This window comes from Ignatzschineria sp. LJL83, from assembly GCF_054871845.1.
On sequence record NZ_JBTXLY010000009.1, the window covers coordinates 24,544 to 37,319 of the forward strand.

The window sequence follows — 12,776 nt, forward strand, 5'->3', positions numbered from 1 at the left end:
TCGTTCATAAAATAATAGAGAAAAGAGGCATGGATGTCATTACATGATTTTATCGCTCAGGTGCTGCAGTTTGCACATGATCATGAAGAGTGGTTGTTTCTACTCATCTTTATTTTAACGTTTTTAGAATCCTTATCGATTATCGCGTTTCTATTTCCAGGAACCATTCTTATTGTGGCTTTGAGTGTGATTGTCGGCGAAATTGATTATCCCTTCTGGTCACTTTGGGTATCTGGAAGTATTGGTGCTTTTTTAGGAACATGGTGCTCTTATGAATTTGGCTATCGGCATAAAAATGAGATCTCTCATATCTGGCCATTTTCTCGAAAACCGATGTTACTCCCCAAAGTGCAGAAATTCTTTCATAAATGGGGATTGTGGGCTGTGTTCTTTTGCCGATTTTTAGCACCTTTTAGAGCGACGATTCCGATGGTTTCCGGCATGTTTGCAGTTTCTAAGGTGCGTTATCAATGTGTGAGTGCGATTTCATCAATTCTTTGGACGTTACTTGTACTTTCACCGGGCGCATTTGGCATTCACTGGCTCATGAAGTGGATTAGCTGATTTTTCTAAGAGAGCTCTCTAAAAGAGTTCTTTAAGAGTATTCTCTAAGATTATTCTATAGATATGACATCTCTTTTATTTCTTAAGGTTTGAGATAAAGAATAGGATCAGAAAATAACAAGACACAAGATGGACTAAGACAGCACGGCATTAACTAAAAAGCTATCAGAAGCAGCATGTCACAGCTGTTATCTGATAGCTTTTTATTTTGTATTTGTATTTGTATTTATATCTTAATACTTACAAAATGGATTCTTCCGAAAACTCAGTGGGTTTCCCATGCTTTTGTACAAAAGAAGCATAGCTATATTCGCCGTAAGGTATGAGCGTATTACGTTCAATTTTAGATTTCGCTTTTTCAATTTCTCCCGCTTCAATCTCTTCTCTGAGCGCTTCTTTAATCTCATCGGCTTCCTCATTTCTCATGGCATCAATCACGGCATCTTCATCAATTCGTGGGTCTAAAGTTGCCGCGGCAATTGGGGATACGTGAGCATCTGGCATAATGACGTGCGGGAGTGCATCTTCCACATCTGTTTGCAGTCGTTTACTACCTTTCGATAGATTAATCGCAATAATAGATCCAGCCGTAATAATTGTGAAGATATAGAGTCCCTTTGCACCAAAATATTCCATAAAATATCCGGAAATGAGCGGGCCGATTGCAGCGCCTACGCCAAACAGCATTAGTAAAATAGCGCTTAGAGAAACGCGTTTATCTTCCTCAATATTGTCATTAGCAATGGCAACCGAGAGGGGGTAAAGGGTAAATTGTAGAGCAATCGCACAGAAACTCGCCATAACGACATAGAAGGTCGTCATCATTGGAAGGCTAATGAAAATAGAAAGTACCATTAAGACAAGTGCCACTAAACTAATCAGTAGAAGACGATTCATGCGATCCGATAACATGCCAAGAGGCCACTGAATGACAAGCGAGCAGGCAACGGCAATTGCCATGTATAAACCTGCCTCATGAGTATCTAATCCTAATCGGGTTGCAAAAATAGGACCAAGACCATAAAAAGAACCGATCATCATGCCTGAAAAAAGCGTGATAAGGAGTACTTGGGGTAGCGCCTTAATAAAGTAACCAATGTTTAAAGGCGCCGCTTTGAGGGGAATCGGGTGAATGGCACGCGTCACGGCTAAAGGCACTAAACAGAGAGAGAAGAACATGGAAACGATCATTAAGACGCGAATGTCTATGGGATCAATCACGGTTAATGCCAATTGCCCAAGTAAAACCCCCAATGAACTCACCGCAATATAAATACCAAAAATCACACCGCGCTGAGAAGGTTCAGCTTGGTCATTTAGCCAGCTTTCGATGACCATATATTGACACATCATCATTAATCCCATGATGAAACGTGCGACAACCCAAAACTCTAAAACATCAATCAGACCCATTAAAATCACGGTTGCCGCGGTGATTCCAGCGCCGGCAACATAACTTCGGATATGTCCTACACGGGCGATGAGTTTATGCCCAAGTTTTGCACCAATGACAAGGCCAGCGTAATACGCTGACGTTAAGCTACTAATGAGTAGATCGCTTACACCTTGGCTTTCGAGTTCTAGTGCGACAAATGTGGTTAATAACCCATTGGCAAAGAGCATGAAGAGTGTTGCAAGGTAGAGAGAGGAGAATGTGGTAATTGTGCGCATATGGGAATAATAATTAATTAAAGTGAATGAACAGGTTGCTAGAACTTTCTGAAAGATATGATATCTCAAAGTTCTCAGAAGATAAAAAGTAAAAGGTTATTTAATATTCTCTTTTCTTGTAAACCCGTAATGTACCTTAAGCTCATTTGAAAATAGTTATCATTAGCATTGACTTTGAGTTCATTAATGATAATAATTCCTATTAGTTAAGTGTTAACACTTGCCAAAGAGTCATAAGAGAAACAATATCTCATATCCAAAAATTTGCTTAAGGACTAGATTTCATGCGACGTAATGTTTTATCACAACAATTGAAGGCTGTTTTACTCTTATCTGTTACCTCCGCATTTACTGTGGGATTGTCAGATGATCTTTTGTTAGGGAAGGAAGAGGCGAATAATGCATCTGCCGTAAACTTAGGAACGATGGTTGTGACAGCCTCTGGCTTTGCGCAAGAAGTCAAAGATGCACCGGCATCCATCTCAGTCATTGGACAAGAGGCGATTAGTGAAAAGCCTTTTAACGATATCGGCGATGTCTTAAAAGAAGTAGAAGGCGTGAATGTTAGCCGTGGTGGAAAATCGGGCAGTGCAAATATTGGCATCCGCGGAATGAGTTCTGATTACACGCTCTTAATGGTGGATGGTCAACGAGTAAGTCAAAATAGCTCCGGCGCGCGTCCGAATGGTTTTGGCGATGTAGATTCGAGTTTTATTCCGCCAAGTTCTGCCATTGAAAGAATTGAAGTAGTTCGTGGGCCGATGTCAACGCTCTATGGTTCAGATGCTTTGGGCGGTGTGATTAACGTCATTACTAAAAAAGTGCCGGATGAATGGGGCGGACAAATTTCCTTTTCGATTGAAGAGCCGACAAATAGTAAATATTCAGGTGGCAACACTACTTCTCTCTATCTTGGTGGACCGATTAAAAATGACCTCATCGGTTTAGCATTAATGGGTAGTTTCCAAACAAAGCGGAATGCAAAAGGTAAATATGCGGCAAATTACGCAGAAAAAATTTCCGGCGATTATACAGGGAAAATCGCAAACTTTAGTGGTTTAGGCGAACGTAAAAACTTTAACTACGGCGCAAGATTAACTTTTACGCCGGAAAATCAAGAATTCGTTTTAAGCTACGATCGTGGTGTTCAGCGTTATGACAATAGTGATAATCAGCTTGGTACACAAAACAGTACGATTGAAAATGGAAAAACAGGTGGCGGTTATTCAGATCATCTTCGTTTCACTCGTGAAAGAGTGGGATTAAGTCATCGCTTAGACTTAGATTTTGCAACGGTTGAAAGTGCACTTCTTTGGGATCAAACGAAGACAATTGGACGTTTAAATCCTGTTAATAGTACGCCAACTCCGTTGCAAGGTGCGCATCGGGACATTAAATATAGCAATATCATTTTTGATAATAAATGGATGTTCAGCTTAGGCGATCACTTTGTCAGCGCCGGTTTTCAATATAAAGATCAAAAATTCAAAGATACCTTAGAAGGCGCAACGCTGGATATTAAGCAGTGGCAATGGGCGTTATTTGCAGAAGATGAGTGGATGATTAATGATGATTTAATCGCAACTTTCGGGCTTCGTTACGATAAGAATGAGGATTTTGGAAGCCACTTTAGCCCAAGAGCCTATTTAGTGTGGAATATTGATGATAACTGGCAAGTGAAAGGGGGCGTCAGCCGTGCCTTTAAAGCGCCCGATCTTCAAAAAATGACAGATGGCGTGATTGGGCTCGGTCGTCAAGGACGATTACCGTTACTTGGCAATCCTAATTTAAAACCAGAAACCGCCACTTCCGCAGAACTCGGCTTTTCGTATGATAACTTGTCGGATTTTAAATTTAATGCCACAGGTTTCTACACAAGCTTTAAAGATAAAATCGAATCCGTATCCGTTGATAATTGTCGTTTAACAGGAAACTCCGCAGGTTGTATCACGATTTCCGGCGACGATAGAGGCTCTAAAACATTCAGTAAACAATTTAACGTAGATGATGCAAAACTCTATGGTCTTGAAGTCGGAAGTCGATATCAGATTCGAGAAGATATTGGTTTAACGGCAAACTATACCTACACGCACAGCAGTTATAAAAATGCGAATGGCCAAAAAATTCCGTTTAGTAAAACGCCACAACATATGGTGAACTTGAAAGCGGATTGGCAAGTGGCACATCAGTGGAATCTCTGGGCGGAAGGGGAATATCGTGCGAAAGAGTACAACGATTTAAATTGGAACAAAGAGAAAGTTTTCTATCGTAATTATGCATTAGTGAATATCGGCGCAAGTTATAAACCATCTCGTGAAATGAGCATTAACTTTGGCATTGATAATCTCTTTGATAAAAACTTTGAAGATTTCAAAATGCCGGAAGTCGGTGCTTCAGCGCCCAATATCAATTCAGCTTATGAGAATGGTTTTGCCCGAATTGAAGAAGGTCGCAGACTTTGGTTAAAACTGAATTACGAATTTTAATCGAGTTCTAATCGAGTTCTAATCAAAGGCGCTAAATAGAAGTGGATCATAATGAATAACGGCAATAAAATTACGGCAATAATGGCAATTCTCTGCGTGAGCTTAGTTCACGCAGGCGCTTTTATAGGATTATCTTCGGCAGATGATTCAGAAATGGTCATGATGCAAGAAGGAGATGCGAGTCACTTAATGATGCATCAATTTCAGCTTTCAGGAACCGTTGAAGAAACGGATGGGAATGCCGAAGATTCTGCGATGGAAAGTGAAAAATCCATTGCAGAATCTAAGGAAGAGATCATCGAGGAACTGTCGGAAGAAGTTGTTACTCAGCCTGAGCCCATTGTAGAACCTGAGATAATTCCTGAGCTTGAACCTGAATCTAAACCAGAGCCTGAAAAAGTGCCGGAAGAAGCGCCAGAGCCTAATAAAGAACCACAGCCAGAAGTCGTTGCAACAAAAGCGCCTTCTGAAACGAAAGTTGAGCCGCCAAAAGTAGTTGAAAAGCCACAAGCGCAAGTAGCGCCTAAAACAGAGCGAACACCACAAAGACAACAGCCCAAGACGGAATCCACGACAAGAGTTGTGCAAACTGCAAAATTGGTCTATAGCGAGAGTGAAGTGAGCGTTTTAAATAAGCCAATGCCATCGTATCCTCGCGCGGCTATGCAGCGCAGAATGCAGGGAACAGTTGAGCTTTTAGTGGGCGTGAATGAAAGTGGGGCAGCAACGGCTGTAAAAGTTGCCAGATCTTCAGGGCATAATCTGCTCGATAAAACAGCGGTTAAAACCGCTTATGGAATTCGCTTGAAGCCTTTCAAAGTAAATGGTGTAGCGATACCGATTCAAGTGAAAATTCAGTATCAATTCAAGCTTTAATTACTTCCATTCTCAGAAATGAATGGGAATAAGATAGGAATGACATTCATTGTTGAATGAGGGATTTAATCAACGTAATATGTCAGCTTATTTAGCAGTGATTATTCAAATAAATCGTAAAAAAGTCGTAAAAGCTGAAACAAGCTTACAAACTAAATACATTACAAAAAACACATTACAAAAGACAAATAGAAAGGAACAGTGAATGGAACCGGTTGTTGAAAATATAGGGTTTATGAGCTTTATTGCACAAGGAGATTTTGTGACAAAAACGCTCTTTGTCATTCTCATTTTAATGTCGATATTATCGTGGTTAGTGATCTTTCTGAAGTTCTTCCAAGGCATTGTTGATCGCATTCAAGGGAAGAAATTTATTGCTGATTTCTGGTCTGCAAAGACATTAAGTGATGCTGCAAAACTCATCTCAAAGCAACCGCAAACCGCTCAAGAAACTCTCGCAAAAACAGGGTTTGAAGCGCTTCATAAATATCAATCAGGACTGATGAATATTCAAGGAAATGCTTCAAGATCAGAATATCTGACAAGCGTTTTAAGAGTGGCTTTGGATAAACTTCAACTCACCATTGAAAATGGCGTCACCATATTGGCAACCATCGCCGCAACAGCGCCATTTGTAGGATTGTTTGGAACCGTTTGGGGAATTTACCATGCGCTCGTGGAGATTGGTTCAACAGGTGCCGGCACCATTGATAAAGTGGCAGGACCTGTAGGTGAAGCGCTGATTATGACAGGACTTGGACTTGCGGTTGCGATTCCGGCAGTAATGGCGCATAGCTGGCTTGTTCGCCGTAATCGTTTACAAATGGGGAATTTAGATTCTTTTGCCTTTGAGTTATTAGCGGTTTTAGATCGTGCGCCGGCAAAAGCGCCATCACAATCTAGCGATCAAAACGCTTAGGAGGAATGATGTCATTTGGACGTTTACGCCAAAATAGTGAATCGAGAGCGGAAATCAATATGATTCCGCTGATTGATATCATGCTCGTATTGTTAGTGATTTTTATCCTAACAGCACCGCTTGTCACGCAATCCGTGAAATTAAAATTGCCGGAAGCGGTGGATCTGAAAGAAGTACAAGTGCAGCAAGAGGTGGAAAAGCCGGTGATGATTGCCATTAATGAAGATTCAGAAATCTTTATTAATGAAGAAAAAGTCGATCATGAAACCGCGCTCACAGCTTTAACCGAGATCAAATTAGAAGCCGGCGAAAAACAGCCAATGATTCAGCTTCATATTGATGCCGCAGTTCCTTACCAAGATGTTGCAAAAGTCGTGACAATCTTGAGTAAAGTAGGGCTCGCCAATATTGGTTTTGTGAGTTTACCGGAAGAGCCATAATTCTCTCTATTGAGTTTCTCGAGAGTAGATACAAAAAACCATTCGTTTAGTAAAGCGAATGGTTTTTTTTGGAATCACTACCAACTTCCCGAAGCACCGCCACCGCCACTTCTTCCGCCACCACCGCTTCTGCCAGAGCTAGAGCTACGGGAGCCGGAACTAGAGCTTCTTGAACTACTTGAACCCCTTGAGCTTGAGCCGGAACTTCTAGAAGAGCTTGAAGACGAACCGCGAGAAATGATGATGACTCCGAAGGGCTTTTTAATCGCACCGCTCACAAGTAACAATGTTTGTAAAAGAGTAAAGCCAATCGTCACTAAAATCGCGATGGTCAGATCGGTGATGAAAAAAGCGGCAATGCCATAACTTGCTGATGAGGGAATCGCTTGAAATAAAGCTTTGAATCCTCGGTTTTGGGTAAGATTCGTGCCACGATAGAGCACTTGATAGATCAATACCGAGATTCCAAATAAAACAGAGACAAGGACATTTTCAAAATAAGCGTAGGAAAATAAGGCGATGAGTGTGCCAAGACCGAGCGCCAGGAAAAATCCTGCTCGGAGTTTCTTTGGACTTGCTTCCGGGCTATTTAATGCTTCGGCATAACGTTTGAATGTTTCATGTGAGGGGGAAATTCCCGTATCAATGATTTCAGGCGCTTTTTTATGAGAAGTTGTCAGTGACGTTGAGTTTTCAACGATGACTTCGCTATTAGCTTTGTTTTCATCGTATTGAGTTTTCTTGCCCTCAGTTTCGTGATATTCAGCTTTAGATAGTTCACTGTTGTTCTGAAGAGCATCGGCGTGGTATGAAGAAGATACTGAATGATCCACAAATGCCGTATTTTCCGTATTTACAGAGCTCTTTTTAGTCAATCGTTCAGGATGTTCTTGATAGGGATTCATCTGTTGCCGGCGACTTGCTTTATGAGCTTCCCAACTACTATATTTTGAAGGTTTTGTATCAGAAATTTGGGGTTCTAAAGGGCTTACGTCGATGAAAATATCGTGATTAGAAGGTTTTGGGGGTGTGAAGAGTGATATCAGCCATGAGAAAGCTTTAATGACTGTAACGATAGATACAGCAACCATCGAAAATAGAAGAATCATCGCCCACAACGAAGGCAGATACAAGGTTAAGAGTTGTTGCACCCATATAGGAAGATGTTCTTTGAGGAGCGATTCGCTCAGAAAAATCATACTGCTTGAGCTGATTTTAAATCCATCAAAGTAGATCACTGAGCCAATGATGAGAACTAAAATCGGAATAGTGATAAATGGATGTCGCTGTGTGCCCCGATAAATCATCCATCCCCAAAGCAATATCGAGCCGGCAATCAGATAGATAAAAAGCAGATCTAAAATGCCAAAGCCTTTAGATGTTGAAGCAGTCGTTGAAACAGTTGTTTTACTAGCTTGCTCAGCTTGAATCAGTGGAATAAGTTCGTTAAGTGCGTTATTGATGCCAAGCGCATATTGTTCTGCGCGAAATGCTGGTTGCAGATGTTGTTCGATAATTCGATACGCCGTAATATCGGGAATTGCGCCTTCTAAATCGTAGCCAACCTCAATCCGCATCTTCCGATCATTCAGTGCAACGACGAGTAATAATCCATCATCAATGCCTAATCTGCCGAGTTTCCACTCTTCCATCACTCGAACACTATAATCGAGAATATCTTCATCATCTTCCAGTTCTGGAATGATTAACACTGCAACTTGAGAGCCATATTCTGCTTCTAATTGCATGATTTTTTGATTAATCATCTTCGATTCATGGGCAGATAAAATACCGACAGAATCCATCACACCGGCATTGAGGTTCGGAATGGGCGTTTGAGCGATGCTCAATTGGATGCTGAAAAATAGTACGCAAAAAGCGAGAAAACCGAGATTACCTGATGTTCGTTTGTTGCTTGTTTTAGCTATTTTAGGTGTTACCCAGACTTTCAGGGCTTTCAACATTTTCAAGGCTTTCAAGGTGTTGAAAGCTTGTAGAAAATGTAAAGGATTCCATAGATATTTCAGCATCGCAATATCCTAAAAAGAGAGTTCCGGCGCTCGGTAAATCGAAGGATCTTCGACGCTAAATTGTTCTAAAGGCTCATAGCTAAACACTTTTGCGATAAAGATATAAGGCACTTTTCGAATCAACGTATTATATTCACGAATCGCTTCGATATAGCGCTTTCTTGCTACTGAAATACGATTTTCCGTGCCTTCTAATTGCACCATGAGATTTTGATAGAGCGAGCTTGCTTTCAGATCAGGATAATTTTCCACAACCACTAAAAGACGAGATAATTGGCTGTTAAGCGTGGTTTGCGCCTTCTCAAATGCTTCGAGTTTTGCTGGATCTTTAAAATCCTGAGGATTCACATGCATCGCATTTAACTGTGCACGAGAAGTAGCGATTTCCGTAAAGATTGATTGCTCATGTTTTGCATATCCTTTCACGCTATTGGCAAGGTTAGTAATGAGATCCGCTCTGCGCTGATATTGATTAATCACTTCGGCAGCAGCAGCTTCTTGGTGTTCATCGAGGGTTTGAATGGAGTTGTAATATCCCATCGTGACAAAACCAAAGATAATCACAATGATTGCTAGCGGAATAAAAGCCCAGTTTTTAGATGGTTTCATAGTTGTTCGATCTTTTCTAAGGGTAAAAGTAATTGTGGCTATTATAGATAATATTTAATGAATAATCATTTATAAGACGCTGAGAATGATTATTCATGAATCACAACATGCGTTTGTGTTGCACCTTTTAAGAAGGTGTTTTTATAACGCATAAAGCAGAAAATAGTCAGCGCAAGGGCAATCAGACTAATGCCAAAGGATACCGGCGCAATATTTTTGAGGCCTGATTCTGTAATCACTATTGTTCCCACAAGCGCTCCGCCTCCAATGCCCACATTAAAAATGCCGGAAAAAATCGCCATGGCAATATCAGTGGCATCGGGCGCTAATTCTAATACTTTAAGTTGTAACGTCAGCACCACCGCCGTCATCGCCATTCCCCAAAGAAGAGAAAGAACAAGAATACCATTGGTAATATAGGTGCTTGGTAATAGCAATAATAGCGAAACACTAAGTGCCGCAAGTGCTACCGGTAAAAAGGCGAGCGGAAAGTGATGATTAAACTTACTGAAAATAATGCTCCCAATAATGCCGGCACCACCAAATAGAAGCAGAAGAATCGTTGTTTTATTGGGCGAAATCTTTGCAATCATTTCACTAAAAGGCTCGATATAGCTATATGCCGTAAAGTGCGCCGTGACCATAATCATCGTAATAAAGAAAATCCCCATGAGTGCAGGGCGCTTTAAGATAATCGGCAAACTCTTCGCACTTCCGGCATTTTGGCTAGGTAACCGAGGGAGAAGGAAATAGAGCACAATTAAAGTAATCAGCGCTGCAATCCCGATCAGTAAAAAGGTATAGCGCCAGCCAATCATCTGCCCGATGATTCTGCCAAGTGGAATCCCTAATACCGTTGCGAGCGCGCTTCCGGTAGCTAAAATTCCGAGTGCTTGGGATTTCTTGCCAACGGGAGCTACTCGAATCGCTAACGCTGCCGTAATAGACCAAAACACGGCGTGAGAAAGCGCAACGCCGATTCTGCCAACGATGAGCATGGGAAAGCTACTCGCAAAAAATGTCGCAATATGGCTAATAATAAAGAGAATAAAAATAATCGTAAGCAGACGTTTTCGCTCGAAATTACTCACTAACAGCATTAAAGGCAGAGAAGCAAGCGCCACAACCCACGCATAAATGGTAATCATCACACCAACTTTTTCCGCCGGCAAATGAAAGCTTGCACCAATATCTGTTAAAAGGGCAATGGGCACAAATTCTGTCGTATTAAAGACGAAAGCGGCAATCGCGAGGGCAATTACCCGCATCCAAGCGAGATTAAATTGCTGATTGTTGAGAGATTCTTGCATATTTGCAGTCCAATAGTTTTAGGTGTTTTGTAATGGATATATCGTGAAATTGGTGTAAATGAAATGGGTTTAAGAAGGTCTTATTGCACAATAAAAACTGAATAATCAAAGTTGATTTACGGCTGATTTGTAGCTGGTTCGAATGCTTGCATGCTTATCCATATCGCGTGCCAGCAATGATCATCCTTTCAAGATTATTCTAATGATTCTATTGCTTATCCTTATGAAATGATTCATGTGAATTTTTAAGCTGATTTTAAGCCGATTTTAAACCGAAATCACGATATTTGCGCTGATTTATGAGAGCGCATTTATTAATAGCTAACTATGAATGATCATGTCTTAAAGATCATTCCTTAAAGATCCTCTATTACAGATGATCCATCAATTCGCCAATTTTACTCACGCCGATCACTTCCATGCCGGCGATCTCATTTTTAGGTTTATTGGCAATGGGAATAATTGCACGAGTAAAACCATGTTTCGCCGCTTCCTTTAGGCGCTCTTCGCCGTGCGGCACAGGGCGAACTTCGCCAGCAAGTCCAATTTCCCCAAAGATCACTAAATCTGCCGGCAGAATCATATCTTTAAAGCTTGAATATGCCGCGGCAATCACGGCCAAATCCGAAGCTGTTTCCGTGACTTTCACACCGCCCACGGCATTGACGTAAACGTCCTGATCCATCATCGCAATGCCGGCATGACGGTGCAGTACGGCAAGAAGCATTGTTAAGCGGTTCTGTTCTAATCCCAATGTGACACGGCGAGGTTGTCCGCCCAAGGAATCATCTACTAACGATTGAATCTCAATCAGAAGCGGTCTTGTACCTTCTCGTGTCACCATAATCACGCTGCCGGAGCTCTTTTCCGGCTGGCGAGAGAGGAAGATGGCAGAAGGGTTACTAATGGGTTTTAAGCCTGTGCCGGTCATGGCAAATACGCCGATCTCATGGAGCGGCCCGAAGCGGTTTTTATAAGAGCGCATAATTCTAAAACGGGAATCCACTTCGCCTTCAAAGTAGAGCACGCAATCCACCATATGTTCCAACACTCGTGGGCCGGCAATTGCACCTTCTTTCGTCACATGACCTGCGAGAAAGATAGAAGTGCCGGTACGTTTCGCAAAACGGGTTAGAAGCGCTGTGCTTTCTCGTACTTGTGCCACATTACCGGGCGCAGAATTAAGAAGCTCTGTGAAGATGGTTTGAATTGAGTCAATGACCATCACATCCAGCTTCATTGGTTCTGCAACACGGAGGATTTTCTCGACATTCGTTTCTGAAAGAAGCTGCAGTTTTGAGCCATCGAGCTGTAATCTTTCCGCACGAAGGGCCACTTGGCTTGGGGATTCTTCCCCTGTGACATAGAGTACATTTTTGCCGGAATGGCTGAGGTTAATAAGCGTTTGAAGCAAAATCGTCGATTTACCAATGCCGGGATCTCCGCCGATGAGCACCACAGAGCCAAATACTAAGCCGCCGCCTAAAACACGATCCAGTTCATTGAGTCCCGTAGAAAAGCGGGAAAGCTCTTCTTTTTGCACATCCGTTAAAATCTGAACGCCATCGGTGCCGGCAGTTCCAGAATACCCCGAAAGGCGCGTAGGTGCTTTCTCCACAATCATCTCTTCAATCGAGTTCCAAGCTTTACAATCCAAACATTGTCCCGCCCATTTTTGCGCAACGGCACCGCAATCACGGCAGACAAATTGTTTTTTCTCTTTACTCATAATGATCTTTTCCTTTCGAAATGATGGATAGAAGAATGATGATGTTGATATTTTTGTATATCGCTAAAAGTAGCTAGTTTACCCTTTTACAATCAATAATTGGGAATTCTCAATGAGAATTTTCAAAGGGAGTTTTATGATG

At 41.7% G+C, this 12,776-nt stretch carries 10 protein-coding genes; 5 read left to right on the forward strand and 5 right to left on the reverse strand.

Translation table 11 applies throughout. The annotated features are described in order from the left end of the window. Positions 1–33: 33 nt before the first annotated feature. Entirely contained in the window at positions 34–564 is a 531-nt protein-coding gene (locus ACYSN2_RS06965; protein ID WP_461749535.1) for a DedA family protein, read from the forward strand. Positions 565–804: 240 nt separating this feature from the next. Here ACYSN2_RS06965 and ACYSN2_RS06970 read toward each other — a convergent pair whose 3' ends face one another. Beyond that, positions 805–2,235: an MFS transporter gene (locus ACYSN2_RS06970; RefSeq protein WP_461749536.1), complete on the reverse strand. Its 1,431-nt coding sequence runs from the start codon at positions 2,233–2,235 to the stop codon at positions 805–807. A 284-nt stretch (positions 2,236–2,519) separates the two neighbouring features. Here ACYSN2_RS06970 and ACYSN2_RS06975 point away from each other — a divergent pair, with 284 nt between their 5' ends. From ACYSN2_RS06975 to ACYSN2_RS06990, 4 genes are all read left to right on the forward strand, one after another. Then, on the forward strand, positions 2,520–4,721 hold the full coding sequence (locus tag ACYSN2_RS06975) for a TonB-dependent receptor domain-containing protein (RefSeq protein ID WP_461749537.1): 2,202 nt from the start codon (positions 2,520–2,522) through the stop codon (positions 4,719–4,721). A 51-nt stretch (positions 4,722–4,772) separates the two neighbouring features. Further along, positions 4,773–5,597: an energy transducer TonB gene (locus ACYSN2_RS06980; RefSeq protein ID WP_461749538.1), complete on the forward strand. Its 825-nt coding sequence runs from the start codon at positions 4,773–4,775 to the stop codon at positions 5,595–5,597. 205 nt (positions 5,598–5,802) lie between these two features. Then, positions 5,803–6,516, forward strand: a complete 714-nt coding sequence (locus tag ACYSN2_RS06985; RefSeq protein WP_461749539.1) for a MotA/TolQ/ExbB proton channel family protein — start codon at positions 5,803–5,805, stop codon at positions 6,514–6,516. 8 nt (positions 6,517–6,524) lie between these two features. Beyond that, positions 6,525–6,956 (forward strand): ExbD/TolR family protein, encoded by a 432-nt coding sequence (locus ACYSN2_RS06990; protein ID WP_461749540.1) that lies wholly within the window; start codon positions 6,525–6,527, stop codon positions 6,954–6,956. A 77-nt stretch (positions 6,957–7,033) separates the two neighbouring features. Here ACYSN2_RS06990 and ACYSN2_RS06995 read toward each other — a convergent pair whose 3' ends face one another. The 4 genes from ACYSN2_RS06995 to radA form a co-directional block, all read right to left on the reverse strand. Then, positions 7,034–8,986: a TPM domain-containing protein gene (locus ACYSN2_RS06995; protein WP_461749541.1), complete on the reverse strand. Its 1,953-nt coding sequence runs from the start codon at positions 8,984–8,986 to the stop codon at positions 7,034–7,036. Positions 8,987–8,995: 9 nt separating this feature from the next. Then, the gene (locus ACYSN2_RS07000; protein ID WP_461749542.1) at positions 8,996–9,595 is read right to left on the reverse strand and encodes a LemA family protein; all 600 of its coding nucleotides are present in this window, start codon (positions 9,593–9,595) and stop codon (positions 8,996–8,998) included. A gap of 89 nt (positions 9,596–9,684) precedes the next feature. Further along, a complete protein-coding gene (locus ACYSN2_RS07005; protein WP_461749543.1) occupies positions 9,685–10,905 on the reverse strand; it encodes a sugar transporter in 1,221 nt (406 codons plus the stop codon). 370 nt (positions 10,906–11,275) lie between these two features. Continuing rightward, positions 11,276–12,634: a DNA repair protein RadA gene (radA, locus tag ACYSN2_RS07010; RefSeq protein ID WP_461749544.1), complete on the reverse strand. Its 1,359-nt coding sequence runs from the start codon at positions 12,632–12,634 to the stop codon at positions 11,276–11,278. Positions 12,635–12,776 lie beyond the last annotated feature (142 nt).